Source organism: Bradyrhizobium sp. UFLA05-153, assembly GCF_054185185.1.
Map to the genome: position 1 here is coordinate 18,831 of NZ_JBBIAM010000032.1, position 26,193 is coordinate 45,023.

At 63.9% G+C, this 26,193-nt stretch carries 26 protein-coding genes; 11 read left to right on the forward strand and 15 right to left on the reverse strand.

Annotated features, from left to right (window positions below; all coding sequences use genetic code 11):
• Nucleotides 1–106: 106 nt before the first annotated feature.
• Nucleotides 107–1,279: an acetyl-CoA C-acetyltransferase gene (locus Q2941_RS20350; protein WP_027521349.1), complete on the reverse strand. Its 1,173-nt coding sequence runs from the start codon at nt 1,277–1,279 to the stop codon at nt 107–109.
• 152 nt (nt 1,280–1,431) lie between these two features.
• On the opposite strand from Q2941_RS20350, the gene Q2941_RS20355 reads away from it, so the two are divergent.
• The 7 genes from Q2941_RS20355 to Q2941_RS20385 all read left to right on the forward strand — a co-directional run bounded on the left by Q2941_RS20355 (nt 1,432) and on the right by Q2941_RS20385 (nt 9,964).
• Complete coding sequence (locus Q2941_RS20355) at nt 1,432–2,091, forward strand: TetR family transcriptional regulator (protein WP_254109193.1); 660 nt, start codon at nt 1,432–1,434, stop codon at nt 2,089–2,091.
• 83 nt (nt 2,092–2,174) lie between these two features.
• Nucleotides 2,175–2,933: an SDR family NAD(P)-dependent oxidoreductase gene (locus Q2941_RS20360; protein WP_027521347.1), complete on the forward strand. Its 759-nt coding sequence runs from the start codon at nt 2,175–2,177 to the stop codon at nt 2,931–2,933.
• 318 nt (nt 2,934–3,251) lie between these two features.
• On the forward strand, nt 3,252–5,123 hold the full coding sequence (locus Q2941_RS20365) for an AMP-binding protein (RefSeq protein WP_458193541.1): 1,872 nt from the start codon (nt 3,252–3,254) through the stop codon (nt 5,121–5,123).
• A 157-nt stretch (nt 5,124–5,280) separates the two neighbouring features.
• Entirely contained in the window at nt 5,281–6,408 is a 1,128-nt protein-coding gene (locus Q2941_RS20370; protein ID WP_458193542.1) for an acyl-CoA dehydrogenase family protein, read from the forward strand.
• Nucleotides 6,409–6,527: 119 nt separating this feature from the next.
• Entirely contained in the window at nt 6,528–7,775 is a 1,248-nt protein-coding gene (locus tag Q2941_RS20375; RefSeq protein WP_458193543.1) for an acyl-CoA dehydrogenase, read from the forward strand.
• Nucleotides 7,776–7,886: 111 nt separating this feature from the next.
• Nucleotides 7,887–9,131, forward strand: a complete 1,245-nt coding sequence (locus Q2941_RS20380) for an acyl-CoA dehydrogenase (RefSeq protein ID WP_458193544.1) — start codon at nt 7,887–7,889, stop codon at nt 9,129–9,131.
• 134 nt (nt 9,132–9,265) lie between these two features.
• Nucleotides 9,266–9,964 (forward strand): nitroreductase, encoded by a 699-nt coding sequence (locus Q2941_RS20385; protein ID WP_458193545.1) that lies wholly within the window; start codon nt 9,266–9,268, stop codon nt 9,962–9,964.
• Nucleotides 9,965–10,025: 61 nt separating this feature from the next.
• Here the strand turns inward: Q2941_RS20385 and Q2941_RS20390 are convergent, their stop codons facing one another.
• The 4 genes from Q2941_RS20390 to Q2941_RS20405 all read right to left on the reverse strand — a co-directional run bounded on the left by Q2941_RS20390 (nt 10,026) and on the right by Q2941_RS20405 (nt 14,572).
• Entirely contained in the window at nt 10,026–10,265 is a 240-nt protein-coding gene (locus Q2941_RS20390; protein WP_458193546.1) for a hypothetical protein, read from the reverse strand.
• 459 nt (nt 10,266–10,724) lie between these two features.
• Nucleotides 10,725–11,510, reverse strand: coding sequence for an enoyl-CoA hydratase/isomerase family protein (locus Q2941_RS20395; RefSeq protein ID WP_458193547.1), 786 nt, complete (start codon nt 11,508–11,510; stop codon nt 10,725–10,727).
• Nucleotides 11,511–11,522: 12 nt separating this feature from the next.
• Nucleotides 11,523–12,632, reverse strand: coding sequence for a cyclic nucleotide-gated ion channel (locus Q2941_RS20400; RefSeq protein WP_458193548.1), 1,110 nt, complete (start codon nt 12,630–12,632; stop codon nt 11,523–11,525).
• A 485-nt stretch (nt 12,633–13,117) separates the two neighbouring features.
• Nucleotides 13,118–14,572, reverse strand: coding sequence for a TAXI family TRAP transporter solute-binding subunit (locus Q2941_RS20405; RefSeq protein ID WP_027521337.1), 1,455 nt, complete (start codon nt 14,570–14,572; stop codon nt 13,118–13,120).
• Nucleotides 14,573–14,971: 399 nt separating this feature from the next.
• Here Q2941_RS20405 and Q2941_RS20410 point away from each other — a divergent pair, with 399 nt between their 5' ends.
• On the forward strand, nt 14,972–15,319 hold the full coding sequence (locus Q2941_RS20410) for a DUF3307 domain-containing protein (RefSeq protein WP_051389621.1): 348 nt from the start codon (nt 14,972–14,974) through the stop codon (nt 15,317–15,319).
• Nucleotides 15,320–15,445: 126 nt separating this feature from the next.
• Nucleotides 15,446–15,844 (forward strand): hypothetical protein, encoded by a 399-nt coding sequence (locus Q2941_RS20415; protein WP_027521335.1) that lies wholly within the window; start codon nt 15,446–15,448, stop codon nt 15,842–15,844.
• 108 nt (nt 15,845–15,952) lie between these two features.
• Here the strand turns inward: Q2941_RS20415 and Q2941_RS20420 are convergent, their stop codons facing one another.
• Nucleotides 15,953–16,279: a YkgJ family cysteine cluster protein gene (locus Q2941_RS20420; RefSeq protein WP_254109184.1), complete on the reverse strand. Its 327-nt coding sequence runs from the start codon at nt 16,277–16,279 to the stop codon at nt 15,953–15,955.
• Nucleotides 16,280–16,284: 5 nt separating this feature from the next.
• Nucleotides 16,285–16,983 (reverse strand): helix-turn-helix transcriptional regulator, encoded by a 699-nt coding sequence (locus tag Q2941_RS20425; RefSeq protein ID WP_027521333.1) that lies wholly within the window; start codon nt 16,981–16,983, stop codon nt 16,285–16,287.
• A 113-nt stretch (nt 16,984–17,096) separates the two neighbouring features.
• Between Q2941_RS20425 and Q2941_RS20430 the strand changes: the two genes are divergently transcribed.
• Nucleotides 17,097–17,360, forward strand: coding sequence for a hypothetical protein (locus Q2941_RS20430; RefSeq protein WP_254109183.1), 264 nt, complete (start codon nt 17,097–17,099; stop codon nt 17,358–17,360).
• 36 nt (nt 17,361–17,396) lie between these two features.
• Complete coding sequence (locus tag Q2941_RS20435) at nt 17,397–18,125, forward strand: glutathione S-transferase family protein (protein ID WP_027521331.1); 729 nt, start codon at nt 17,397–17,399, stop codon at nt 18,123–18,125.
• A gap of 59 nt (nt 18,126–18,184) precedes the next feature.
• Here the strand turns inward: Q2941_RS20435 and Q2941_RS20440 are convergent, their stop codons facing one another.
• The 8 genes from Q2941_RS20440 to Q2941_RS20475 all read right to left on the reverse strand — a co-directional run bounded on the left by Q2941_RS20440 (nt 18,185) and on the right by Q2941_RS20475 (nt 26,148).
• Entirely contained in the window at nt 18,185–19,336 is a 1,152-nt protein-coding gene (locus Q2941_RS20440; protein ID WP_458193549.1) for an ABC transporter substrate-binding protein, read from the reverse strand.
• Between the two features lie 91 nt (nt 19,337–19,427).
• On the reverse strand, nt 19,428–19,847 hold the full coding sequence (locus tag Q2941_RS20445; protein ID WP_254109181.1) for an acyl-CoA thioesterase: 420 nt from the start codon (nt 19,845–19,847) through the stop codon (nt 19,428–19,430).
• Nucleotides 19,848–19,933: 86 nt separating this feature from the next.
• A complete protein-coding gene (locus Q2941_RS20450) occupies nt 19,934–20,695 on the reverse strand; it encodes an SDR family NAD(P)-dependent oxidoreductase (protein WP_254109180.1) in 762 nt (253 codons plus the stop codon).
• Nucleotides 20,696–20,720: 25 nt separating this feature from the next.
• Nucleotides 20,721–22,604: a feruloyl-CoA synthase gene (locus tag Q2941_RS20455; RefSeq protein ID WP_458193550.1), complete on the reverse strand. Its 1,884-nt coding sequence runs from the start codon at nt 22,602–22,604 to the stop codon at nt 20,721–20,723.
• A complete protein-coding gene (locus Q2941_RS20460) occupies nt 22,601–23,410 on the reverse strand; it encodes a crotonase/enoyl-CoA hydratase family protein (RefSeq protein WP_027521326.1) in 810 nt (269 codons plus the stop codon). Before Q2941_RS20460 ends, Q2941_RS20455 begins: the two co-directional genes overlap by 4 nt.
• A gap of 435 nt (nt 23,411–23,845) precedes the next feature.
• Nucleotides 23,846–24,307 carry a DUF3237 domain-containing protein gene (locus Q2941_RS20465; protein WP_027521325.1) on the reverse strand — a complete coding sequence of 154 codons (462 nt, stop codon included), beginning with the start codon at nt 24,305–24,307 and terminating at the stop codon, nt 23,846–23,848.
• 9 nt (nt 24,308–24,316) lie between these two features.
• Entirely contained in the window at nt 24,317–25,636 is a 1,320-nt protein-coding gene (locus tag Q2941_RS20470) for a TRAP transporter large permease (RefSeq protein ID WP_027521324.1), read from the reverse strand.
• 2 nt (nt 25,637–25,638) lie between these two features.
• The gene (locus tag Q2941_RS20475) at nt 25,639–26,148 is read right to left on the reverse strand and encodes a TRAP transporter small permease (protein ID WP_027521323.1); all 510 of its coding nucleotides are present in this window, start codon (nt 26,146–26,148) and stop codon (nt 25,639–25,641) included.
• Nucleotides 26,149–26,193 lie beyond the last annotated feature (45 nt).

The window sequence follows — 26,193 nt, forward strand, 5'->3', positions numbered from 1 at the left end:
ATAGTGGTTACCACTCTTCGCCAAACCACGTCCTGTGGTTATGGTCCCGGATCTGCACTCGCTGACGCTCGCTGGTCCGGACGACACTTCTGATTGTGGCAGCAGCTTACAGTCTTTCAACGATCGTCACATTCGCCATGCCACCGCCTTCGCACATGGTCTGGAGGCCGTAGCGCTTGCCACGCTGCTTCAGCGCATGCAGCAACGTCGTCATCAGCTTGGTGCCGGAGCCGCCGAGGGGATGGCCGAGCGCGATCGCGCCGCCATTGACGTTGAGGCGGGCGGGATCGGCGCCGGTGGCCTTCAGCCACGCCGTCGGAACCGAGGCGAAGGCCTCGTTGACCTCGAACAGGTCGATGTCGCCGATTGCCATGCCGGCCTTTTCCAGCGCGCGCTTGGTGGCGTGCAGCGGCGCATCCAGCATGATCACGGGATCGCCGCCCGTCATGGTCATGTGATGCACGCGCGCGAGCGGCTTGACGCCGAGCGACTTGAGGCCGCGCTCGTTCACCACCATCACGCCGGAGGCGCCGTCGCAGATCTGGCTGGCGCTCGCAGCCGTCAGCTTGCCGTTCTCGGCGATCAGCTTGACGCTCTTGATGCCGTCGAGGCTGGCGTCGAACCGGATGCCTTCGTCGATGTGATGGGTGTCCTTCGAGCCGTCGGCGCGGGTGATCTCGAGCGGTACGATCTCGTCCTTGAAGTGGCCTGCTTGCGTCGCGGCAATCGCGCGCTGATGGCTGTTGTAGGAATACTCGTCGAGTTCGTCCTTGGAGAGGCCGTACTTCTCGGCCATCATCTCCGCGCCGGTGAACTGGCTGAACACGATGTTCGGATAGCGCTGCTCGATGCCCGGGCTCTTGTAGTGGCCAAAGCCGTTCTTCGCCGCGAGCTGCGAGGACAGGCCCATCGGCACGCGGGTCATCGATTCCACGCCGGCCGCGATCACGACGTCCATCGCGCCGGACATCACGGCTTGCGCAGCGAAATGCAGTGCTTGCTGCGAGGATCCGCACTGCCGGTCGATCGAGGTGCCCGGCACGCTCTCCGGCAGTTTCGAGGCCATGATCGCGTTGCGCGCGACGTTGTTGGACTGCTCGCCGACCTGCATCACGCAGCCCATGATGACGTCCTCGACCTGGGCCGGATCGACCTTGCTGCGGTCGACCAGCTCGTCCAGCACCTTTGCGGCGAGATCGGCCGGATGCCAGCCGGCGAGGCGGCCCCCCTTGCGCCCGCCAGCGGTTCGCGCGGCGGCGACGATGTAAGCCTCGGCCATATCGGTTTCTCCCTGAATTCTTCTGAACGGTTGGTTGTCGGGGGCGGATTAAAGGGGTCGATGATGATTTAGTCAATCGATCAATTAACTCTTGTGGGGAGGCGCTGCATGCGCTTATCTGCGGCCCTTCACACGGCGGGACAGGGATCTCCGTGACTACCAGCGTACCGAACAGGCTTCCGGGCGGCAAAAATTCCACGGCAGAGAAACTGCTGGTGGCCGCGAGCGAGCTGATGATCGAACGCTCGTCGATCGAGATTTCGCTCAGCGACATTGCGCAGAAGTCCGGCGCCAACGCCGCGCTGGTCAAATATCATTTCGGCAACAAGGACGGCCTCTTGCTCGCGCTGCTCGCACGTGATGCCGCGACCGAGCTGTCCAACCTCGAATATCTCCTTGTGCAGCCGATCACGCCGACCGCGAAGCTGAAGCTGCATATCGGCGGGATCATCCGCGCCTATCACCGGTTCCCCTACATGAACCGGCTGATCCATTATCTCCTGCATGAGAGCACGGCGGAGTCCGCCGACGAGGTCTCAAAGTTCTTCGTCGCGCCCCTGCTCGATTTCCATCGCCGCCTGCTCGCCGAGGGCGTCAGCCGCGGCGAGTTCCGTATCACCGATCCGGTGCTGTTCTACACCAGCCTGATCGGCGCCTGCGATCACCTGTTCTTCGGCCGGCACGCGATGTCTCGCGCGACCGGCGTCGGCCCGGTCACCGACGAAGTCTGCCGGCAATACATCAAGCACATGGAAACGCTGATCTGCGGCGGCATCCTCACGCAAGCCGAGGAAGCTGCCGCGGCCGGATAATCGGCCCAAAACGTTCAAGAGAGACGTTCAAGTCCAGAGACGTTCAAGTCCAGAGAAGAAACGCCCAAGGAAAGGTACTAGCGATGCAGTTGAAAGACGTAGCCGTTCTCATCACCGGCGGTGGTTCGGGCCTTGGTGCCGCGACCGCCCGCGCCATGGCCGCCAAGGGCGCCAGGATCGGCGTGATCGACCAGAGCAAGGAGAACGCCGAGAAGGTCGCGGCGGAAGTAAAGGGCGTCGCGCTGCACGCCGACGTCACCGACGAGGACGGCATCAAGGCCGCGATCGCGAAGGCGGAGAGCGCGCATGGCATCGCGCGTGTGCTGATGAACTGCGCCGGCATCGGCGGCTCGCAGCGCATCGTCGGCAGGGACGGCGTCTATCCGCTGGCGAAGTTCGCGCGCATCATCAACGTCAACCTGATCGGCACCTTCAACTGCCTGCGCCTGTTCGCCGAGCGCCTAGTCACGGCAGAGCCGATCGGCGAGGAGCGTGGCGTCATCATCAACACCGCGTCCGCTGCGGCCTATGAAGGCCAGATCGGCCAGATCGCTTACTCGGCCTCGAAAGGCGGCGTCGTCGGTCTCACGCTGCCCGCAGCGCGCGATCTGGCGAGCCAGAAGATCCGCGTCAATACCATCGCGCCCGGCCTGTTCTTCACGCCGCTGCTGATGGGCCTGAGCGAAGAGGCACTGAAGAGCCTTGGCTCGCAGGTGCCGCATCCCTCGCGCCTCGGCGATGCAGCCGAGTACGGCGCGCTCGCCGTGCACATCGTCGAGAACGCCATGCTCAACGGCGAGACCATCCGCCTCGACGGCGCCATCCGCATGGCGCCGCGGTAAGTGATGCGTTTCTTTCTTCTCCCCTTGCGGGAGAAGGTGGCATAGGCGGCCTTCGGCCGCCGTTCTTAAAAGGACGCCGATGCTTCGCATCGGCTATGGCCGGATGAGGGGTCTCTATCCGTGGAGACAAACCCCTCACCCAAGCGAACTCTTGGCTCACAGCGATCCATGCCCTCTCCCACAAGGGGAGAGGGCGCAGCAATCGGCACCTCATGCCGCGGATGCAGGAAGTTCACTTCCTCGACGAGCGAAAGCCTGTCTATATCAAGCGCTGAACCAGAATGATCCGCAAAGGACGATAATTCCGGGAGACGCAAAATGAGTGGGAATGCGGCGGCGGTGATGACGAAGCCCGCTTTTCGCAAGATCGAATGGCTGCCGCGCGACATCGACGTCGAGCGGCGCGACGACGGCACGGTGGTGCTGAAGTCGCGCATTCCGCTGCAGCCTTACGAGACGCACATTCCCGCCTCGCTGGCGAAATGGGCGAGGGAAGCGCCCGAGCGCATCTGGCTCGCGCAGCGCGGCGGCCCGGATCGCGCATGGCGCAAGGCGTCCTACGGTGAAGCCAAGCGAACGGTGGATGCGCTGACGCAAGGGCTGCTCAATCTCGGTCTCGACGGCCGGCCCGTTGCGATCCTCTCCGGCAATTCGATCGAGCACGCGCTGATGACGCAGGCTGCGATGCAGGCGCGTTCGCCGGCCGCGCCGGTGTCGCCGGCTTACTCGTTGATGAGCCATGATCACGTCAAGCTGAAATATTTGTTCGACCTGATCAAGCCGGCCGTCGTGATGGTGCAGGACGGTCCGACTTTCGAGAAGGCGCTGAAAGCGCTCGACCTCAACGGCGTTACCGTCGTTCACGTCGTGCGACCCTGTGAAGGCATCAAGAGCGTCAGTTTCGCTGAGTTTGCGACAACGCCGGTAACGGCTGACGTCGATGCCTCGATCGCGCAGATCACACCGCAGACGGTCGGCAAGCTCCTGTTTACGTCGGGTTCGACCGGCATGCCCAAGGCCGTCATCAACACGCAGGCGATGATGTGTGCCAACGCGGCGATGATGATGCAGGTGCGGCCGCGCGACCCGAATGGTCCGATCTCGACCATGCTCGACTGGATGCCCTGGAATCACACCATGGGCGGCAATGCCGCGTTTCATCCGATCCTGGTCGATGGCGGCACGCTCTATATCGACGACGGACGGCCGATGCCGGGCCAGTTCGAGGAGACGCTGCGCAATTTGCACGAGATCTCGCCGACCTACTACGCCAACGTGCCGGCAGGTTACGCCGCGCTCGCTGCCGCGATGGAGAAGGACGATGCGCTCTGCCGCTCCTTCTTCAAGAACCTCTCCATCATGGCCTATGGCGGGGCGCGCCTACCGGACGACCTCTACGACCGCATGCAGGCCCTCGCGGTGAAAACCACCGGCGAACGCATCGTGTTCTACACCGGCTGGGGCTCGACCGAGACCGCGCCGACCTCGACCGGCACCTATTGGGACACCGAGCGCGTCGGCCTGATCGGCCTGCCGTTCCCTGGCGTCGAATTGAAGATGGTGCCATGCGGCTCGAAGTACGAGCTGCGTCTGCGCGGCGTCAACGTCACGCCCGGTTATTTCGGTCAGGCTGAGCTGACCAGGAAGATGTTCGATGAGGAAGGTTTTTACTGCATCGGCGATGCCGGCATCTTCGTCGACGACGCCGATCCGGTACAGGGCATCATCTTCGCGGGGCGCGTCGTCGAGGATTTCAAGCTCACGACTGGCACCTTCGTGCATGTCGGCTCGCTCCGCACCGATGCGATCGCGGCCGCGACGCCGGTCGTGCATGACGCGCTGGTCGCCGGACAGGATCGCGCCTGCATTGGTTTGCTTGCTTGGCCGAACCTGCATGCATGCCGCCAGCTCGTCGGCAATTCGGAGCTGAGTTTTGAGGACGCAGTGAAGCACCCCGAGGTGATCGCCTGCTTCGGGCGTGGGCTGGAGACACACAACAGGGAATGCGAGGGCGCGAGCAGCCGCATCATTGCCCGCGCCATGCTGATGATCGAACCGCCATCGATCGATGGCAATGAGCTGACAGACAAAGGCTACATCAACCAGCGCGCTGGCCTCGAGCGCCGCGCCGCGCTGGTGGAGCGGCTTTATGCTGAGAAGCCGGATGACGACGTGATTGTGCTGAGATGAAATCAACACTCTCACCACTCGTCATTCCGGGGCGCGACGAAGTCGCGAGCCCGGAATCCATAACCACCAGTCGGGGGTATGGATTCCGGGCCTGGCCCTTCGGGCCATCCCGGAATGACGGCACAAACTAATGACAAAATAAAAAAGGTAAGCCGCCATGAACTTCGATTTCTCTGATGACCAAAAGCAGCTCCGCGACCAGGCGCGCAAATTCCTCAGTGAAAAATGCTCGCCCAAGGCGGTGCGCGTCGTGCTCGACGGCAAGGCGCCCTATGACAAGGAGCTGTGGAAGGGCCTCGCCGAGATGGGCTTCCTCGGTGTCGCCATTCCCGAGGAGTTCGGCGGCGCGGGTGCCGGCCATCTCGAACTCTGCGTGATCGCCGAGGAGATGGGCCGGGCGAACGCGCCAGTGCCGTTCTCCTCCACGGTCTATCTCGCGGCTGAAGCGCTGCTGATCGCCGGAAGCGACGCGCAGAAGACAAAATGGCTGCCTGCGATCGCCTCCGGCGAAGCGATCGGCACGCTGGCGCTGTTCGAGGGCAAGGGCAATCCGTCACCGGCCAACGTCAAACTTACCGCCGCAGGTGGCACGCTCAACGGCCTCAAGAAGCCGGTCGCCGATGGCGCAATCGCTGACTTCGCCGTTGTCGCTGCGCGGACGGGATCGAGCGGTCGCGACAGCGATATCTCGTTGTTCCTGGTCGATCTCAAGGCTGGCGGCGTCGAAGCCAAGAGCCTGACCAATCTTGATCCGACCCGCGGGCAGGCCGAGCTGACGTTCAAGAACTGCAAGGCCGAGCCGCTGGGGACCGCGGGTGAAGGCTGGAGCATCCTGACCCAGGTGCTCGATCGCGCCGCGGTGCTTACGGCCTTCGAGCAGGTCGGCGGCGCCGATCGCGCGCTGGAGATGGGGCGCGACTACGCGCTCGACCGCATCGCCTTCGGCCGTCCGATCGGCTCGTTCCAGGCGATCAAGCACATGTTGGCGGACATGTATGTCGCGGCAACGCTGGCGCGCTCCAACAGCTACTACGGCGCCTGGGCGCTTTCGACCAATGCATCCGAGCTGCCGGAGGCCGCTGCCGCCGCGCGCATCAGCGCGACGCAGGCGTTCCAGCATTGCGCCAAGAACAACATCCAGGTTCACGGCGGCATGGGTTTCACCTGGGAGTTCGACTGTCACATGTACTACCGCCGCGCCAACGCGCTCGCGCTGGGGCTCGGCAGCCTATCGTATTGGGAAGATCAGCTGATCGACCGCATGCGCAAGAAGAACGCGGCGTAACGTAGTCGTAGGATGGGTAGAGCGAAGCGAAACCCATCAACACGCGGAGACGAAAGAGATGGGTTTCGCTGCGCTCTACCCATCCTACAAGATGATCGGTACGGCCGAGGACTGAGACCATGAACTTCGACGACACCCCGCAGGAAGCCGCGTTCCGCGCCACGGCGCGCGCCTGGATCGCCGCGAATGCGCCGAAGCAGTATGAGGACGAGCTACGCAAATCCTCGCTCGGCCGCACGCAGCTCAGGAACGCTGACATCCTGGACGTCGCAAAAGCCTGGCAGAAGAAGAAAGCGGATGCGGGCTGGGCCTGTCTGCACTGGCCGAAGGACTATGGCGGCCGTGGCGCTTCCCCGATCGAACGCGTGATCTGGCAGCAGGAAGAGGGCGTATTCGGCAAGCTCTCGGCGATGTTCATCATCGGCCACGGCATGTGCGGGCCGACCATGATGGCGTTCGCGCGCGAGGAGCATAAGCGCAAATATCTGCCGCCACTTGCCTCCGGCGAGAAGATCTGGTGCCAGCTCTTCTCCGAGCCGGCCGGCGGCTCGGACGTCGCAGGCCTGCGCACGCGCGCCGAGAAGGACGGCGACGACTGGGTGATCAACGGCCAGAAGATCTGGACCTCGGGCGCGCATTATTCCGACTACGGCATCCTGCTCACCCGTACCGATCCCAACGTGCCCAAGCACAAGGGGCTCACCATGTTCTTCCTGGACATGAAGAGTCCGGGTGTCGAGGTGCGGCCGATCAGGCAGGCCAACGGCAATTCCGACTTCAACGAAGTCTATTTCACCAATGTCCGCATTCCCGATCACCAGCGTCTCGGCGAGGTCAATGACGGCTGGAACGTCTCGCTGACCACGCTGATGAACGAGCGGATGTCGATCGGTGCCGGCGTTGCCACCGGTTTCCCGGAGCTGTTCGACTATTGCGCGAGCTTGATGCTCGACGAGGGTCCGGCGATCGAAGACCGTAGCGTGCGCTCAAAGCTTGCAAATTACGCGGTGAGGGCGAGCGGCCTGAAGTACACCAGCATGCGCGCGATCTCGGCGCTGTCGCGCGGCGAGCGTCCGGGGCCGGAAAACTCCATCGGCAAGCTGGTCGCAGGCTCCATGATCCAGGAGGTCGCGATGTACGCGCTCGACCTGCAGGGCGCGGCCGGCGTCGTCAGCGGCCCCGAGGATGCCGAAGTCGCAGGCCGCTTCCAGGCCATGCTGCTGCGCGCGCCTGGCACCCGCGTCGAGGGCGGCACGGACGAGATCATGCGCAACATCATCGCGGAGCGCGTGCTGGGCCTGCCCGGCGACATCCGCGTCGACAAGGACGTGCCATTCAACAAGATCCCGACGAAGGGGAGAACTTAGCCGTCATTCCGGGGCGATGCGAAGCATCGAGCCCGGAATCCAGAGGTTGTGGATCGAGATTCCGGGTTCGCGCTTCGCGCGCCCCGGAATGACAAGAAAAAGGGAAGCGCCATGAATTTCGACGACACGCCGCAGGAAGCCGAGTTTCGAGCTACGGCCCGTACATGGGTCGCCGCCAACGCGCCGAAGGAGTTCGAGGAGGAGCTGTCAAAGTCCTCGCTCGGTCGCATCCGGCTTGCGAAACACGACATGGTCGAGGTCGGCAAGGCCTGGCAGAAGAAGAAATCGGAGGCGGGTTGGGCCTGCCTGCACTGGCCGAAGGAATATGGCGGTCGTGGCGCAACGCCGATCGAGCGCGTGATCTGGCAGCAGGAAGAGGGCGTCTACGGCAAGCTGACGCAGCCGTTCCAGATCGGCGAAGGCATGTGCGGCCCGACCGTGATGGCCTGGGGCAGCGAGGAGGCGAAGCGCCGTTACCTGCCGAAGCTCGCCTCGGGCGAGGAAATCTGGTGCCAACTTTTCTCCGAGCCGTCGGCCGGCTCCGACGTTGCGGGCTTGCGCACCCGCGCCGAGAAGAAGGGCGACAACTGGGTCGTCAATGGCCAGAAGATCTGGACGTCGGGCGCGCATTATTCGGACTATGGGCTCCTGATTGCGCGGACCGATCCCAACGTGCCCAAGCACAAGGGCCTCACCATGTTCTTCCTCAGCATGAAGAGCCGGGGCGTGGAGGTGCGGCCGATCAGGCAGGCCAACGGCATGCAGGAGTTCAACGAGGTCTATTTCACCGACGTGGTGATCCCGGACAGCCAGCGCCTGGGCGCCGTCGGCGACGGCTGGAACGCGTCGCTGACCACGCTGATGAACGAGCGCATGTCGATCGGCTCGCGGCTTGCGACCGGCGTGCCGGAAATGTTCGAGTTCTGCTCGAACCTGATGCTGGAGGATGGCCTTGCGATCGACGATCCCGCCGTGCGGTCGAAACTTGCGAGCTGGGCGGTGAAATCGAGCGGGCTGAAATATACCAGCTACCGCGCGATCTCGGCGCTGTCGAAGGGCGAGCGTCCGGGCCCGGAAAACTCCATCGGCAAGCTGGTCTCGGGCATGATGCTCCAGGACATCGCGACCTATGCGATGGACCTGCAAGGCGCGGCTGGCGTTCTCACAGGCGCGGACGAGGAAACCGTCCACGGCCAGTTCCAGCAGATGTTGCTGTCATCGCCCTCGATGCGTATTGCGGGTGGCACCGACGAGATCTTGCGCAACATCATCGCCGAGCGCGTGCTGGGCCTGCCCGGTGACATTCGTGTCGACAAGGACGTGCCATATAACAAGATCCCGACCAAGGGGCGGTGAAATCTCTCGTGTCCCGGACGCGATGCAGCACGCAGTGCTGCTTCGCAGAGCCGGGACCCAGCACAATGGGCCCCGGCTCTGCAGCGCACCACTTCGCGCTGCGCTGCGTCCGGGGCACGAAAGCGAGTTGATCCATGGACGCAAGCGTGAACCAAAAAGACCGCATCGGCGTGCTCGAAGAGCTCCTCAACGAGCGCTATTCGGTGCGCGCCTTCCTGCCGAAGGAGGTCGATCGCGCGACCATCGCGCATGTTCTGACGACGGCCCAGCGCACCGCATCCTGGTGCAACAGCCAGCCCTGGCAGGTCGTCATCGCGAGCGGTGAGGCCAATGAGCGGTTTCGCAAGGCGATCTATCAGGAGGCCTCAGGCGGCCTCGGCGATGACTACGATTTCACCCCCCCGCGCGAATATGTCGGCGCGTATCTCGAGCGCCGCCGCGAGAGCGGCTTTCAGCTCTACAACACGCTGGGCATCGCCCGCGGCGACAAGGCCGCCTACGCAAAACAGGCGCTGGAGAACTACAACTTCTTTGGTGCGCCGCATGTCGCGATCATCCACACCAACGAGCCGCTCGGCATCTATGGTGCGATCGATTGCGGCGCCTATGTCAGCAATTTCATGCTGGCCGCGCAGGCGCTCGGGCTCGGCACGATTCCGCAGGCCGCGCTGGCGCGTCATTCCGGCCTGATCCGCCGGCATTTCAATTTGGCCGACGACCGCCGCATCGTGTGCGGCATCTCGTTCGGCTATGCCGACCATGATCACAAGGTCAATAGCTACCGCACCTCGCGGGCAAGCGTAGCTGATACCGTGACGTTCGTGGACGAGTGAGTTGCGGCCGACGAAAGCCCCGATCGCCAAGATCGGGGCTTCGTTGTCGGCGTAGTTGTCGCTAGTAGATGCCGTACGCGCAGACGTTCACGACGCGCACGCGCGGGCCGTGCCGGGTGGGCACCACGCGTTGCTGGTAGCAGCCGCTCGCGCCGGTGTTGACATGGATTCCGCCATAACCCCAGCCCCAGCCGGGACCCCAATGATGATGGAAGCCGTGGGCCGACGCGGCGCTGGGCGCAAGGGCAGCAACGCCGAGCGAACCGGCGGCGACGAGACCAAGGGCAAGCTTACGAAACATTCTCTTCTCTCCAGTGTGGCACGAAGCCGTTGTTGTGTCCCTGCATCTCGGTCGGTGTGACTCCGAAACGCGTTCACATGCGCCGAGAAGAATCGTGTTTCAGGATTGTTTCGTGGAGAGCGGGAGGCGGGCCGGCCTTTAGGATTTGCGCGTCGCGATGCGGCGCCGCGCGCCGTTCCGGCGGCGAGCAGCGGTCAACTGTATGAGGGTGGCGTCACCATCTCTCTTCCGTCATTGCGAGCGCAGCGAAGCAATCCAGAATCTTTCCGCGGCGACAGTCTGGATTGCTTAGCTGCGCTCGCAATGACGTGTGGGAGGGCAGTTGAGCTCAATCTCCACTCGTCGTCCCGGGGCGCGCCAAGCGCGAGCCCGGGACCTCCGCGCGAGCGCGCTGCGCTCGTCGCGATAACCACAGGAAGGTGTTGTGGCGCGAGATCGCGGTTGCCGATTTTGCCGAAGTCAAAACCGCGGCGACCTCTTCTCCGCAAACGCCTTGATGCCTTCCTTGATCTCGTCGCCGCGCATGCTTTCGCGATGGCGGCGGTCGGCGGCGTCCTCGTCGAGCGCGCCACGGGCGAATTCGTTGATGGCGCGCTTCATGCCGCGCATCGCGATCGGCGCGTTGCCGGCGAGGATATTGGCGAGCTTGTCGACTTCCTCGTCGAGAAGCTCTGGTGCCACCATGGCGGTGAGATAGCCGATGCGCAGCATCTCCGGCGCGCTGATCCTTTGCGCGGTCAGGAACAGCATTTTGGCGTTATCGACGCCGAGCCGCGTCACATAACGCTTGATGCCGCTGGTGTAGTAGTGAAGTCCCAACCGTGCAGCCGGCATGAACATCTCGGCGGTGTCGGCGCCGATGCGGAAATCGCAGGCGAGCGCAAGGTCGGTCGAGCCGCCATAGACGCCGCCGTTGAGGCGGCAGATCGTGGGCACGCCGAGATCCTCCAGCCGGTTGACCACGATCTCGAACGCCGAACCCGCGCTCTGCTGCTCCCTGGCGCTCACCGCACGCTCGGCTACCGAATTGAGATCGTAGCCGGCGGAGAAGGCGCGCCCGGTGCCGGTCAGCACCAGCACGCGGATGGCGGCATCGGCCTCGATCCGGTCGAACAGTTTTAAGAGCTCGCCGAGATCTTCGGCCTGCAACCGGTTGAGATGCCTCGGCCGGTTGAGGCGGATGGTGGCGCGCGCGCCGTCGATGTCGAGCAGGGGCGTGCTGGCGGTCTCGGCCGCATCCGACATTGCTGTCTCCACTTACTTGTTTTCGAGCGCGCGGCGTTTGGCTTCGGCATCGATGGTCTCGGCGAGATCGGGATGCCGTGCCATCAGCACGCGGAAATCGACGAGGTCGAGCACGAGCAGCCGCGAGACCGTGACGGTCGTGACGTTGGCGCCGCGCACATTGTTGCCGAGCAGCGCCATCTCGCCGAAGAACGCACCTTCGCCGAGCGCCACCTTCTTGCCGGGCAGGTCGACCTCGACCTCGCCGGAGGCGATGAAATACATGCAGTCGCCCTGCGCGCCCTTCCTGATGATCATGGTGCGGGCCGGCAGGTCCATGGTGCGCAGCATATGGGTGACGTCGGCGATCGCGGAAGGTCCGAGAGCGGCAAAGAACGGCACCTTGCTGACGGTCTCCCAGGTCTTAAGGAAGTTGTCGCGGCGCGTCTCGGCGGCAAAGCCGGTCGCCAGAATACCGGTCCAGAGGCCGAACACGCCAAGGCCGGAGATCATCACCAGCGCGGCCACCATCCGCCCGAGCGGCGTCACCGGCACGACGTCGCCATAGCCGGTCGTCGTCAGCGTCACCACCGCCCACCATAATGCCGACGGCACGCTGCCGAAGGTCTGGGGCTGCACGTCGCGCTCCAGGAAATACTCGGCAACGGAGGCGAGAAACACCACCATCAGGAAGATCACGAGCACGCTGAGCAGCGGCCCCGATTCCAGCACCAGCACGCGGCGAAGCTGGCGCAGGCCGGGGATGCCCGGCACGACCTTGAGCACCCAGAGCACGCTGAGGAGCCACGCCGTCTTGGGTTCGACGCCCAGCACCAGCGCGATCGGCACCGCCAGCGCCCCGATCGCATCGACCAGCCCGCTCGAGGACAGCACGTAGACCCCAAGCCGCTGCTGTCTTGCCATGTGGCGCAGCCGGACCAGCCATTCGAACACGAAATAGGCCAGACACGCCCACAGTAAGGCATTCGCCCAGTGATGCGCGGCTTCATAGGCCGGGTCGACCGTCAATAGCATCGTGGTCACGACGCCGACCGTGACCGCGACATAGGCCGCCGTGGTCATGTTCCGGCCGGCCGTCGCGGCCACGAATTTCGCCAGAGCGGGGGTCAACGGCTTGGACATGCGGGATTGAGGTCCGGTCTTGGCTGGTTTGCCCGTCCCGGTCGGGACTGCCGCGCCAAAGTGCCTTCGCAGGCGGAGGCCGTCAACGACAGGACGCTGACAGCGTTATCGGCGCCTGCCATGCAAGCCGCAATCCTGGGGACGAAATGGCCGAGACCGCTATTTGAAATGGGGCGGCTCGTCGTAGCCGCGGCGGCTCGAGAAGAACAGCAGCGCCATGAGCCCGACGCCGACGATCACCGAGAAGCCCGCGCCCAGCGCGAGCGCCACGTAGCCTTCGGTCGGAATCGGCTCACCGTCGACGGACAGGGCAGAGTAGGCGAAATAGCCGACGCCGGCGACATCGCGAGCAGGATGATGATGAGCAGTGAACGCATGGCCGATCTCCGGTTGCGCGGAGCATCAACGGTTGCAGATCAAGTCAGTTCCAGGTCCGCGAGCGCCGTCGCGCGCGCGGGTTCCCGCGCCGCATGCGAGGCCAGGCTTCAGGCGCTCTGTGCGGTCTTCACCACCACCACGTTGGTGTCGTCATGCGCGAGAGCCTCGCGCGCTGTGGCGTCGCCAGGCTTCTCTGCATCGCCTGCGTGCCGCTTCAGATGCTCGCGCCGCATGCCGATCTCGTCGCGGACGAATTCATAGCCGAGCTTGAATGTATCGAGCCCGTCGGTACTGATGGTGCCGTCTCTCAGTCCCACCACGGCTCTGCGCAGGATCGCTTCGAGCTCGTCCGCCAGGCACTCGAGCTCGTCGAGCGAATGGGCATGCTCGATGCGCTCGCCGACATCGAGGATGGCCGTGGAGAGCTCGCTGGCCTTCTCCGGTGCGATCCTGGTGACCTTGGCGTAGATCGCCGCGAAGATCGAGCCGATGACGCTGAGCGCGCCGGCGCCCAGATACATCATGTCGCTGTATTTATCCATGAACGACTTGGTGTCGTCGTTGATGTAGTCTGCCGCGCCCTGGTGCGCCATGACGAAGGCGTCCTTGTCGACGGAGGCCGGCTCGATCCGGGTCGCGAACCCGCTTTCGAGGCCGAGCTCGGACTTGTTCTCGTAGACGATGCGCGCGAGATCGCCCGCGGTGGACAGCGACATCTTCGACTGCGCGACCAGCAGCCATTCGAGCCCGATCGTGTCGAGATCGTCGTCGGGAATCTCCGGCGAGGCCGACAGCGTTCCCGCCGTCAGGGTTTCCTCGGAAATGCCGGGAATCTTGCGCGCCAGCGCCTTGGCCTCGTCGATGGCGTTCAGTGTGAATCCGCCGCGCCTGGCGACCTGCTCATAGGCCTTGTCGCGCACCGCCTTCGAGGCGTGGACGATGGCAATCACCGCGCTATAGCCGCTTGCGGGTGCGAGCAGCTTGTCCAGCGTTACGCCCTGCGGGGCCATCTGCACGCGTGCCGCAGCGTCCGGCGTGTCGGGGACGTCGAGGATGCTGCGGACGAAGGCGAGCGAAGAATCGTTCTCGGCGAGCACCGCGATCTTCTTCTTTTTCAGTTCCGCGAGCGACTTGACCTTCTTGTTGCCGGGGCCGAGCAGCAGCACGAGATCGTGCTCGAGGATGGCGAGCGCGCGCGCCCGCGGCGGCACCTTGCCGTCGGTGCGCAGGATGGCGAGATCGGCCTGCTTGCGGTCGAATTGGGCAATCGCCTTGGCGTTGTCAGGATTGCTGACGATCTTGATCCGGAACCGCGACGCATTGTTCTTGAGCACGGCGGCGAGCTTATTGGCGAAACGCGCCTCGTCGCTATTGGCATCGCCGACGGCAAAGATCAGGGTCTCCGAACTGCGAAGCATGGCCCGGCCGCCCCAAACGGTGGCAAGCGACAGGATCAAGGTCAGCACGACATAGAGCACGACCTGCTGCTGATTGGTCTTGATGACCTTCGGGCGCGACTGTGGGGTCTGCTCGGTCGATGACATCTGGCCTTCAGCACTCATGGCTGGCCTTATTCCGTTGCCAGGCGGCGGGCCGGCTTGCCGGCAAAGGCCGTCCGAAAATTCGTAAACGCCTGAAAAAGTACGATAATCTTCTACCTCGGGATGATAGCTCCCTGGCGGCAGAATGCAAATTTCGAGCCGCAGGTAACGTTACCGCGAGGGGCGTGGCGGCGGTCCGTCCCTATCGTCGTTCGGCCACACCTTGCGATATTCCGGTTCCTTCCGGGGTGCATTCCGCCGCGAGAGATGTCATAAAAGCGCGATCTCGGCGATTTGGCCGGACCCAAGAAGAAGTCGCACTGAACGCTCCATTTTTTCTTCCACGTTCAATGAGGGCGTCCAGCTTTGTCGTTTCCACCCATGTCATCGGCGGTTCCGGTCGAAGCGCTCATTGGCTGGATGCTGCTGCTCACCTTCAAGCACATCATCGCCGACTTCGTCCTGCAGACCGCCTGGATGGCGCACGGCAAGGACCAGAAGCATGGCTGGGCCCTGCCGCTCCTGGTGCACTGCCTCGTTCACCTTGCGGTTGCGCTGCCGCTGATCCTGTTGGTCGCTCCAAGATTCTGGTTCGTCGCCCTGATCGATTTTGCGATCCACATCACCGTTGATCGGGCCAAGGGGCTGGTCTCCGCGAATTTCGGAGTCAACCAGGAGCATCCCTGGTTCTGGACCCTGATCGGCGTGGACCAGGCACTGCACCACCTCACCGGGTTCGGCCTGTCGATCTTCATGGCGGCGAACTGACCCCGCCGGCTTCGGCTGCGTTCTGATTCGTAAATCGGGCGCATGACCCCGGGACATACCGGCCCGTGTGGTTAACCTTTCGTTAGAGAGTCGCGCGGCATCTTCCGCATACGAGGGAGAACCGCAATGTTTTCAAGCCGAGACGCCTACGAAAGCGATTTCTGCCCGGTCCGCGACGAGCTCCTTGGCGAGATGTATCGCGCCAGCGAGAGCGGCCTGCCGAGGCTGGTCGAGAGTGTTGCCCCCGAGGCTCGCGCCAGGCTGGCCTTGTTCTGCTACCGCCGCAGCCATCTGCATTCGCTGGCGGTCGCGATCGCGGCGAGCTGCACGGAGCGCGAACTGATCGAGAGCGGGGGGCGCGTCGGCTCCACGCTTTACACGCTGTCGCGTGAAAGCACGGCCAAGGCATCGCCGGCGCTGTCGGGCAGCCGCAAGCCGATCACGCTGTCGACCAAACCGCTCTCGGTGCTTGCGCCGCTCGAGGACGAGTTCGACGACGATCTCGCTGAAGCCGTTCCAGCCTAAAGCGCGATAGATCGCGCTTTAGTTCTTTAGTCTGCGCATGATCTCCGCGCAAACGCCTCCCGCGTTTGTCGCGAGGGAAAACCGTTTCACACTTTTCCGGGTCATGCTTTAAGCGCCGATCTCGATCACCGGCAGTCCGAACTTCCGCCGCGCCATCGCGCATTCGGCATCGCCAGGCATGCAAGTACGGCACACCTCCGGCCGCACGGCATAGATGCCGCAGGCAGTCGCATCCCCGACTTTCCCTTTCAGCGCCGAACAGCGATCGCCGTCGCAGCGCATGCCCGATTGCCTCTCGTTGACGAACGCTTGCGGGATAGCTGCGAGCTCGTCCTCGCTCTCGATCGAGAAGCGCGGCCAGTTCGCCGAATAGGCGCAGCAGGCGCCGCAAGCCTGGCAGAGCTGCGACGGGTCGGTCGCGGAATTCTGGTCCATGTCGCTCAATTGTCCTTTGGCGGACCCCAGACCAGGCTCTGCCGCCACTTGGCGCGCAACACGTCGCGCCGCTCCGGATATCTCTCGTCGAGATAGGTCGCATCCACCACACGGTCGGTGCGGAAGCTGCGGAAATCGTTGCGCAGCTCGCACCAGGCTGCAAGCAGCCGCACTGCTTCGAGATAGCCGACCGCAATCGGCCAGATCGTGCGCTGGCTGTCGCGGCCCTGCTCGTCGCGATAGCGCAACGTGATCTTCTTGCCCTCATGGATTTGCGTGCGCGTGCGCACCATGTCCATGCGGTCGGGTTCACGATTCCAGCTCGGTCGCGCGCGGCTTGCCGGCTCCAGCACGAAGGGACGCAGGCGCTCGGGCACTGTGTCGGCGATCTTCGCCATCAGATCCTCGGCGGCGCGCGCCAGCGCCGTGTCGGCGTGGCCGGCAACCCATTGCGCGCCCAGCACCGCGGCCTCGATCTCGTCGGGTGTCAGCATCAAGGGCGGCAGATCAAAACCCTTTTCCAGGATGTAGCCCATGCCTGCCTCGCCGCGGATCGGCACGCGCTGGCCGATCAGCGTTGCGATGTCCCGATAGACGGTGCGCTTGGAGGTCTCGAGCTCGGCCGCGATCGCGTCCGCCGTCAGCGGTTTGCGGCTGCGCCGTAGCACCTGGATGATCTGAAACAGCCGGTCGGCACGTCTCATGACACGTCTTCCGATTTGGCGTCGTTTAAAAACCGGCGCGCGGATGCTGACAGGATGTTGGCAGCAGGGGGGTTTTATACCGGGACAACACTTCGAATGAAGAGGATTTGTCCATGATGCTTCCCACCACCTTTAGCCAGGCGAGCCCGCTGTGGCGGGTGCAGGCCTTGCTGCAAACCTTCACTCTTGGCCGTCTCGGCGCGTTCGATCTCATGTTCGTCGATCTCCGTCTCGCGATCGTCGCTCTCATCGCACGCTCGCTGCTCGGGGCTGCGGACGCCGTGGTTCGCCACGTCATGGGCCGCGCCTGGCAGGGGGCCCGTTTCGCGCAGGATATCACGGCTGCTGCCACCATGGTGGCAGCAGCCGGTCGGTAGGTTCCAACAACGGTTTCGGGGATCAGGAGCAATAGCATGATCACGCTTTACGGCTTTGGCATCGGCTTCGGCCTGCCGGAAATCAGCCCCTTCGTCACCAAGACTGAGGTGCAGTTGAAGATGGCAGGACTGCCCTACCGGAAGGAACGGGCGATGCCGCCCGCTTCGCCCAAGGGGCAGTTGCCGTTCATCGACGACGATGGCGAGGCAGTTGCCGATTCCACCTTCATCCGGGCGCATATCGAACGTCGCTATGGTTTCGACTTCGATGCCGGCCTGTCATTGCAGGAACGCGCCCAGGCCTGGGCCTTCGAGCGCATGATCGAACATCACGTCTATTGGGGACTGGTCGGCGCGCGCTGGGTGGACCCGGTCAATTTCGCTAAGGGCCCGGCGCATTTCTTCGATGGCGCGCCGGAGCACAACCGCGAGAAGCTGCGGGAGGATGCGCAATTCCGCGTCGCCGAGAACTATCTGCTGTCAGGTCTTGGCCGCCACGCGCCCGATGACGACGTCGATCTCGCCGTGCGCTCGCTGTTTGCACTGTCCGTGCAGCTCGGCGACAAGGCCTATTTGATGGGCAACAAGCCCTCAGGCGTCGACGCCACCGCCTTCGGTGCGCTCGCGGGAATTTTGACGCCGTTCTTCGAATCCAAGCTGCGCGAGCGTGCGGAAGAGTTTCCGAACCTCACCGCCTATGTCGACCGCATGATGGATCAGTACTATCCGGAGTTCGCCTGGACGAAGCTGCGGCAGGCGGCGTGACAAAGAAAAAGAGCCGGCCCAAGGGGCCGGCTCTGATCGGGCTGGAATGATAGGCGCGCTCACTTCACCAGCTTGTACTTGCCGTTCGATACCGTGAGCAGGATGCGCGAGCGCTCGTCGAGGCCGTAGCGATCCTTTTCGGTGAAGTTGTAGACGCCCTGGCTTGCGGCCAATTCCTTCTCCGACAGCAGGGCCTGGCGGATCGCCTCGCGGAATTCCGGCGTGCCGGGCTTGGCGGTCTTCAGCGCCGTCGGAATGATGCGCTTCAGGAGCTCGAAGGCGTCGTAGGAGTGGCCGGCGAACTGGCTGCGGCTGTTCGGGCCATACTTGCCTTCATAGGCGGTGTTGAGCGCAAGGCCCGGCTTCTTGGTCTGCGCCTCGTCCGGCTGGTCTTCCGGATCCATCACGGGCCCCGAGGCCATCAGCACGCCTTCCGCCGCCTTGCCGGCGATGCGGATGAAGTCCATGCTCGCCGCACCATGGGTCTGGTAGATCAGGCCCTGATAGCCGCGCTCACGCAGCTCGGTCTGCGGCAGTGCCGCCGCGGTGCCGGACGCGCCGACCAGGATCGCATCGGGATTGGCCGCGACGAGCTTGAGCACCTGTCCGGTCACCGACGTATCGGGACGCGCGAAGCGCTCCTCGTCCGCGATGGTGATGCCCATCGGCCCGGTCTGCGCCTTCAGGTCGTTGAACCAGAGGTCGCCATAGGAGTCAGAATAGCCGATGTAGCCGACCGTCTTCACGCCCTTGGTCTTCATGTGATCGTACAACACCTTACCCACGATCGGGATCGGCTGTGGCATCGCGACCGACCACTTCGCCCGCTCCGGCGTGATCGGGAAGGGGGCGAGGCCGAAATGCGGAATGCCGGCTTCGTTGGCGACATTGGAGACCGCGATCGTCGGCGGCGTCAGCGCCGAGCCCATGATGATGTCGGCCTTGGATTCCGTGACGAAGCGCCGCGCGTTGGTGGTCGCAGTGGTCGGATCGCCGCCGTCATCGAGCACGATCACCTTCAGCGGCACGCCGGCGATTTCCTTCGGCACGAACTCCAGCGCGTTGCGCTCGGGAATGCCGAGCGCCGCGCCCGGGCCGGTCGTGGTGGTGGTGATGCCGATGGTGATTTCGTTGGTCTGGGCCATCGCGGGCAGCGCCGGCAGAGCCAGTGTTGCCGCTGTTATCGCGGCGCTCAGGTAAAACCGTTTCATTCTTTCCTCCCTTAAGGTGTGTCTTTGAAAGCAGACTTTGTGATCGAATTCAGCCCCGTCTTTGGGCGGTGCGGCGATTTAGCTCCAGAATCTAGTTGCCCACGAATTTGGCCACCATCTCCGGCGGAAAGGGCGCGGATTTCAGCTTGTCGGGATTGGCCGGGTCGCGGCCGACGAGGACGCGGGTCTCGAAGGCCTCGATTGCCAGGGCCTCGCCCTTGTAGACGTTGTGCTTCACCTCGAAGCTCGAGCGCTTGATGCTCTCGATCTTCGTCTCGATGGTGATCCAGTCGCCATGGGTCGAGGGGATGTAGAACTTCGCCCGCGTGTCGACCATGGGAATGCCGACCAGGCCGTATTTATGGACCAGGTCCTGCTTCGAGAAGCCGGCCTTCTCGAACAGGACCGAGGTCGAATCGTCGAACATCGAGAAGTAGCGCGGGTAATAGACGATGTTGGCGGGGTCGCAGTCGCCCCACTGGATCTGAACGTCGCGCCGATGAACGAACATGCGTAATGTACCCACTAATGCTGCGCCCTACCTCTCCCGAGGGAGAGGTAAGGTCGAAATCGCGGCTACAAATTCAGTCATTCGGTTTACTTCGGCGCCATGCGCAGCGAGCCGTCGAGCCGCACCACCTCGCCGTTGAGATAGGCATTCTCGACCATGTGCAGTGCAAGCGCGGCGAACTCGTCGGCATTGCCAAGGCGGCGCGGGAACGGGATCGCGGCGGCGAGCGAGTCCTGCGCCTCCTGCGGCAGGCTGGCGAGCAGAGGCGTGAGGAACAGGCCGGGGGCAATGGTCAGCACGCGGACACCGAACTGTGCGAGCTCGCGCGCGATCGGCAGCGTCATGCCGACGATGCCGCCCTTGGACGCCGAATAGGCTGACTGGCCGATCTGGCCGTCATAGGCCGCGACGGAAGCCGTGTTGATGATGACACCGCGCTCGCCGCTGGCCTGTGGCTCGAGCTTGGACATCTCGGTGGCGGCAAGACGCAGCATGTTGAAGGTGCCGATCAGGTTGACCTTGATCACCTTGTCGAAATCGGCAAGCGCCATCGGACCGTCGCGGCCGACCACGCGTTTGGCAACGCCGATGCCGGCGCAGTTGACGAGCACGCGGGCCGGACCGTGGGCCTTGGTGGCCGCCGCGATCGCGGCTTCGGCCGAGGCGGCGTCGGAGACGTCGCAGGTCACGGCCACGCCCTTGATCTCTGCCGCAACGGTTTCGGCGAGCTTGGTATTGAGGTCGCACACCGCGACCTTGGCGCCCTGCGCCGCCAGCTTGCGTGCGGTCGCCGCACCCAGTCCCGATGCACCGCCGGTGACGATGGCTGCCTGATCCTTCAACAACATGGCGTTCTCCTTTGGCGGATTGTTTCTAGGCGACCGATATCACACGGTCCGATGGATTTGCAGCATAGAGCTCGTCAATCAGGAGGCTGCGATGCTCGATCACGGCGCGCTGGTTGATCGAGCCTTTGTCGGTAACCTCGCCCTTGTCGATCGAGAGCGGCGCGTCCAGAAGGACCGCACGGGTGATCCTGGTCGAGGAGCCGGTGGCCGAGCCGAGGAATTGGGTGAGGCGCTCGCGGAACGCCTCGCGGACGAGACGGTCACGCGTGGTGACGACGAGATCGTCCGCCGGCAGCGTCGGGTTGATCAGGCGGCAGCCGTCGAGGTCGAGCACCACGAGCGCGGAAATCTCGTCGCGGTTGATGCCGGCGATGACGACGTCGCGCACCAGCGGCGCGCAGGCCGCAACGAAGCGCGCGCGCAGGGGGCCGACGCTGACCCAGGTGCCGCTCGCGAGCTTGAAGTCCTCACTGACGCGGCCGTCGAAGTCGAAGCCGGCATTGAGGTCATCAGGATCGGCGGGCTTCAGCGCATCGCCGAGCTTGTAGAAACCTTCCTCGTCGAAGGATTTTGCCGTGACGTCGGGCTGGCGCCAGTAGCCGGGCATGACGTTCGGGCCCTTGGCACGCACTTCCAGCTTGCCGTTGTTCGGCACGAGCTTGGCGTCATTGCCGGAGACGGGCAGGCCGACATGGCCGGAGCGGCTGGTGCGTGGATTGACCGACATGAAGAACGGCGCAGTCTCGGTGGCGCCTAAGCCCGTCAGCATCGGCACGCGATAGCCCTTCTCCTTTACCGCGAGCTCGTCGAGGCTGTTCCAGACGAAGGGCGAGAGCGCCGCGCCGGAGAAGAACATCGCATGCAGGCGGTCGAAGAACTTTGCGCGCAGGCCCTGGTCGTCGCGCAGATAAGGCAGTAGCGATTCGTAGCCCTTTGGCACGTTGAAATAGACCGTCGGCGAAATCTCCTGGAGATTGCGCACGGTCTCCTCGATGCCGCCAGGCACCGGCTTGCCGGCATCGAGATACATCGAGCCGCCATTATAGAGCGTCAGGCCGATATTGTGATTGCCGCCAAAGGTGTGGTTCCAGGGCAGCCAGTCGATGATGACCGGCGGCTCGTCCTTCAGGAACGCCAGTGTCTCGCGCAGCATCACCTGGTTTGCGCAGATCATGCACTGCGTGTTGATGACGGCCTTGGGATTGCCGGTCGAGCCTGACGTCAGCAGGAATTTGGCGATCGTGTCGGGGCCGATTCTCCCGTGCAGCTCGTCGAGTGCAGGATGGATTGGCGTTGCCATGAGGTCGGCGAGCAGCGTGACGTTGCGTCCCGGCACGGTGCCGTAGGACGCGGCGATCTCGGTGCCGGGCGAGACGTTGGTGGCAAGCGCGTCCGCAAACCTGTCGGCGTCCTCGGCAAAGACGAGGCCGGGCGTCAGCAGCTTCATCAGATAAGAGAGCTTGCCGTAGTCCTTCGAGACCAGCGAATAGGCCGGCGAGACCGGGCAGAACGGCACGCCGGCATAGTACGCGCCGAAGGCGAGCAGCGCGTGGTCGATCGAATTGCCGGAGAGGATGACGACGGGCTTCTCTGCCGACAGGCCACGCTGGATCAGGCTAGATGCGATGTGCCGGCTCGCGGTGAGGAGCTCGGCATAGGTGATCTTGCGCCAGTCGCGGCCGCCTTCGCGCTCGGCCATGAAGACGCGATCCGGCGTCGTCTTCGCCCAATGATGCAGGCGGTCGGTGATGCGTACCGGATAGTCGCCGAGCGGCTGTTTCGGCCGCAAGTAAATCGTGCCGTCATCGCGCCGCTCGATGTTGACGACGGGATCGCCGAACGAGATCGGCCGCAGCGGGGAGGTGCTCGCCCCGCGCTCCGTGGTGGAAGAGGACGGCTTCGCGCTCATGACTTGGGCTTCACCTTGGCGGTCTTGTGCTCGAGGAACTCGCGGATTCGACGCTTGGCTTCCTTGTCGCTCTGGGCAACCGTCGCCATCAGCGATTCCATCAACAGGCCGGCCTGCGGATTGGCCTCGGCGATCATCGGTAGCGCCTGGAGCACGGCGAAATTCGTCAGCGGCGCGTTCGAGGCGATGCGCGCGGCGAGCTCGAGCGACTTCGTCAGCGAGCCGCCTTCCTCGGTCAGATATTGCGCAAAGCCGTAGGAGGCGCCTTCGGTCGCGGGATAGACGCGGCCGGTCAGCATCATGTCCATCATTCGCGCGACGCCGATCAGGCGCGGCAGCCGCACCGAGCCGCCGCCTCCGACGAAGATGCCGCGCTGGCCCTCCGGCAGCGCAAAATAGGTCGAGGGCTCGGCGACGCGGATATGCGCGGCGCAGGCCAGCTCCAGCCCGCCGCCGATCACAGCACCCTTCAGCGCAGCAATCACGGGCACGCGACTGTACTGGATGCGGTCGAACACCCGGTGCCACATCTGGGAGTGAAGGAGGCCGCCAGTGGCGTCGTGGTCGGTCAGCTCGGAGAGATCGAGGCCGGAGGAGAAATGGTCGCCGATGCCATGGATGACGACCGCGCCGATGTCGTCCGGCAGCGTCGCAAAGCAATCGCCGATCGCGTGAATGATACCGTCATTGAGCGCATTGCGCTTGGCCGGCCGGTTCAGGCCCACGGTCAAGACCTTGTCCGCCCTCTCGATCTTGAGCAGCGCATCAGGTCCCGCTGCTGCGGTATCGGCGTTTCCCTGGGTCATTTGCGTCCTTTTCAGAATAGTTATGTTGTATAACGAATTTCGGGGGAGTCAATACGCGGGTGGCGAGTTCCGGGCATCAGCTGGGTAGGCGGGGGCGGTCCACATCCGGTGTCGTCCCGGCGAAGGCCGGGACCCCCGCGCATGCGCTTGCGCTCGTCGAGATAACCCCAGGGAGAAGTTTGGCGAAGGCTCGTGGCCCGAATTTCCCCAACAACTCTATCCCGGAGTTATGGGGCCCGGGCTCGCGACTTTGTCGCGCTCCGGGACGACGAGCGGAGTGTGAGGCGCTGCTGTTGCAATATCCTCGTCATTGCGAGCGCAGCGAAGCAATCCAGGGTCTTTCCGCGGAGGAATTCTGGATTGCTTCCTCGTTTCGCTCCGCGCAATGACGAGGGGGCAGAATTGCGATCCAGTTGCGGCGCTCGCGAAAAGACCTCACATCACCTGATGCACGTCGATCACCACGCGGTCCGCGTGCCGCGCGGCTGAGGCGACGAAGATGTGCTGCATCAGCCAGCGGTACTTCTCGTGCCCGGTCTCGAACCTCGGCACGGTGCGGAAGTAGATCAGCTCGGGGTCGACGGGCTCGCCGCGCTTGAGCTTCTGCAGCAGGTCCACCGGGCCGAAGCGGATGCCCTTGTTCTCGACATAGACAATGGCGCCGTCGTCGGTTTCGAAGGCGTACTTGGCTTCCAGGTCGATCAGCTCGCTGGGGCGGATGATCTGGAAGTCGGCGCCGAACGGCAAGACCTTGCCGTTGACAGCACCCCGCACCTCGCCGCCGATGATCGGGATGATGCGGCGGACACCCGTGCCGGTTTCGCCGGCGGTGATGACGTCACCGATACGGGCGGTGATCGTGAAGACGTACTTTGTCTCGAGCTCAGGCGTGGTCATCGCCACCCCCTAATGCGCCATCATCCGCGTCGGCAGCCAGGTCGCAAGCAGCGGGAAGGCGATCAGGATCACGAGGCGCACCAGGTCGGTGGCCACGAACGGGATCACGCCCTTGAAGATGGTGGAGAAGGACACATCCTTCACCACGCTCTTGATGACGAAGACGTTCATGCCGACCGGCGGGTGGATCAGGCCGAGCTCGACCGTCATCACGATGATGACGCCGAACCAGATCGGATCGAAGCCGAGATGTGTGATCACGGGGAAGATGATCGGCACGGTCAGGATGATCATCGCCATGGCGTCCATCAGGCAGCCGAGCACGAGATACATCACCATGATCAGCGCCAGCACGCCATAAGAGCCGAGGCCGAGGCCAGTGAGGAATTCCGTGACCTTCTGCGGGGTCTGCGTCACCGTGAGGAAATAGCCGAAGATCAGCGCGCCGATCAGCACGGTAAACACGGCGGCCGCGGTGCGCGTCGCTTGCAGGAGCGAGGCCAAAATCTTCTCGCGGTCGAGCCGCCCGGTGAGCACGCCGATGATGAAGGCGCCGGTGGCGCCGACGCCGCCGGCTTCGGTCGGCGTGAAGCGCGGCAGGAAGGGCAGGCCGTAGAGGCCGCCGATGACGAAGATGAACAGCAAGACCGGCGCCCAGATGTCCTTCAGGCCCGCAAAGCGCTCGTTCCATGGCAGCTTCTTGCCCTTTGGCAAAAAATCCGGACGGAAGTATCCGATCAGGCCGATGGTGATCATGTACATGCTCATCGCGAGCAGGCCAGGGATGATGCCGGCGATGAAGAGCTTTCCGATGTCCTGTTCGGTGATGATGCCGTAGACCGCGAGCACGGTGGAGGGCGGCAGCATTGCACCTAGCGTGCCGCCGGCCGCGATCACGCCGGTGGCAAAGGATTGCGGATAGCCGAAGCGGCGCATCTCGGGGTAGGCGACGGCGGAGAAGGTCGCTGCTGTTGCGACGGAGGAGCCGCAGATCGCGGCAAAGCCGCCGCAGGCGCCGACGGTCGCGATGCCGAGGCCGCCGCGCAGATGGCCGACGAAGCCGTTGGCGGCGCGGAATAGCTCGCGGCTCATGCCGGAATTGCTGACGAAGGAGCCCATTAGCAAGAACATCGGGATGACGCCAAAAGTGTAGTCGGTGACCGTGCGCATCGACGTCTGGCCGACCAGTTTCAGCGCCGGCGTGGCGCCGACCAGATAGGAGAAGCCGGACACGCCGACGAGGCCCATGGCCATGCCGACCGGCACGCGCAGCAGCATCAGGAGAAACAAGGAAACGAAGCCGATTACGGCGACGGCATCGGTGCTCATGATTACTCCGTCGCCTTCAGCTTGGGATCGTGCATTTCTTCGGGGTGGAAGATCAGCCGGTAGGTGCGGATCGCGATCAGCAGCACCGCCGAGACGTCGCCGATCCAGGCGATCGCAAAGAACGGCCAGGTCGGCATGTGCATGTCGAAGGTCTGGACGTTGTCGTTGTAAGTGCCGCGTACCTTGTCGAACAGCGTCCAGGTCTGCACCGTGACGACGAACAGCAGCACCAGCGTTGCGAACACGTCGATCCAGCGCTGGTAGCGCGGGCTTGAATTGGCCCAGATCAGGTCGACCGTGATGTGCGTGCCGCGATAGGAGGTCGCGGCGATGCCCCAGAAGATCAGGATGCCGAGCAGCATGCGGCCGATGTCGAAGCTGTCGGGGATCGAATAGTTCAGCGTGTTGCGCAGCAGGACAGAAACGAAGATGTCGAGCGCGACGAGGCCGACGAAGCCGGCCGCGATCCATTCGATCGTGTCGATAAAGCGATCCATCCAGGCGCGCTTCATGGGGTGGTGATCCCTTTGCGTGACGTCATTTGCTTGTGTCCGGTC

Bases quoted from the DNA above. Each gene is read 5' to 3' on its own strand.
- Q2941_RS20360 (WP_027521347.1), top strand. From the start codon at position 2,175: ATGCAGTTGAAAGACGTAGCCGTTCTCATCACCGGCGGTGGTTCGGGC.
- Q2941_RS20410 (WP_051389621.1), top strand. From the start codon at position 14,972: ATGCTGCTGCTCACCTTCAAGCACATCATCGCCGACTTCGTCCTGCAG.
- Q2941_RS20420 (WP_254109184.1), bottom strand. From the start codon at position 16,279: ATGGACCAGAATTCCGCGACCGACCCGTCGCAGCTCTGCCAGGCTTGC.
- Q2941_RS20400 (WP_458193548.1), bottom strand. From the start codon at position 12,632: ATGTCCAAGCCGTTGACCCCCGCTCTGGCGAAATTCGTGGCCGCGACG.
- Q2941_RS20365 (WP_458193541.1), top strand. From the start codon at position 3,252: ATGAGTGGGAATGCGGCGGCGGTGATGACGAAGCCCGCTTTTCGCAAG.
- Q2941_RS20450 (WP_254109180.1), bottom strand. From the start codon at position 20,695: ATGTTGTTGAAGGATCAGGCAGCCATCGTCACCGGCGGTGCATCGGGA.
- Q2941_RS20405 (WP_027521337.1), bottom strand. From the start codon at position 14,572: ATGAGTGCTGAAGGCCAGATGTCATCGACCGAGCAGACCCCACAGTCG.
- Q2941_RS20390 (WP_458193546.1), bottom strand. From the start codon at position 10,265: ATGTTTCGTAAGCTTGCCCTTGGTCTCGTCGCCGCCGGTTCGCTCGGC.
- Q2941_RS20375 (WP_458193543.1), top strand. From the start codon at position 6,528: ATGAACTTCGACGACACCCCGCAGGAAGCCGCGTTCCGCGCCACGGCG.
- Q2941_RS20430 (WP_254109183.1), top strand. From the start codon at position 17,097: ATGATGCTTCCCACCACCTTTAGCCAGGCGAGCCCGCTGTGGCGGGTG.
- Q2941_RS20380 (WP_458193544.1), top strand. From the start codon at position 7,887: ATGAATTTCGACGACACGCCGCAGGAAGCCGAGTTTCGAGCTACGGCC.
- Q2941_RS20465 (WP_027521325.1), bottom strand. From the start codon at position 24,307: ATGACCACGCCTGAGCTCGAGACAAAGTACGTCTTCACGATCACCGCC.
- Q2941_RS20350 (WP_027521349.1), bottom strand. From the start codon at position 1,279: ATGGCCGAGGCTTACATCGTCGCCGCCGCGCGAACCGCTGGCGGGCGC.
- Q2941_RS20435 (WP_027521331.1), top strand. From the start codon at position 17,397: ATGATCACGCTTTACGGCTTTGGCATCGGCTTCGGCCTGCCGGAAATC.
- Q2941_RS20415 (WP_027521335.1), top strand. From the start codon at position 15,446: ATGTTTTCAAGCCGAGACGCCTACGAAAGCGATTTCTGCCCGGTCCGC.
- Q2941_RS20385 (WP_458193545.1), top strand. From the start codon at position 9,266: ATGGACGCAAGCGTGAACCAAAAAGACCGCATCGGCGTGCTCGAAGAG.
- Q2941_RS20370 (WP_458193542.1), top strand. From the start codon at position 5,281: ATGAACTTCGATTTCTCTGATGACCAAAAGCAGCTCCGCGACCAGGCG.
- Q2941_RS20470 (WP_027521324.1), bottom strand. From the start codon at position 25,636: ATGAGCACCGATGCCGTCGCCGTAATCGGCTTCGTTTCCTTGTTTCTC.
- Q2941_RS20455 (WP_458193550.1), bottom strand. From the start codon at position 22,604: ATGAGCGCGAAGCCGTCCTCTTCCACCACGGAGCGCGGGGCGAGCACC.
- Q2941_RS20460 (WP_027521326.1), bottom strand. From the start codon at position 23,410: ATGACCCAGGGAAACGCCGATACCGCAGCAGCGGGACCTGATGCGCTG.
- Q2941_RS20445 (WP_254109181.1), bottom strand. From the start codon at position 19,847: ATGTTCGTTCATCGGCGCGACGTTCAGATCCAGTGGGGCGACTGCGAC.
- Q2941_RS20395 (WP_458193547.1), bottom strand. From the start codon at position 11,510: ATGTCGGATGCGGCCGAGACCGCCAGCACGCCCCTGCTCGACATCGAC.
- Q2941_RS20440 (WP_458193549.1), bottom strand. From the start codon at position 19,336: ATGAAACGGTTTTACCTGAGCGCCGCGATAACAGCGGCAACACTGGCT.
- Q2941_RS20475 (WP_027521323.1), bottom strand. From the start codon at position 26,148: ATGAAGCGCGCCTGGATGGATCGCTTTATCGACACGATCGAATGGATC.
- Q2941_RS20425 (WP_027521333.1), bottom strand. From the start codon at position 16,983: ATGAGACGTGCCGACCGGCTGTTTCAGATCATCCAGGTGCTACGGCGC.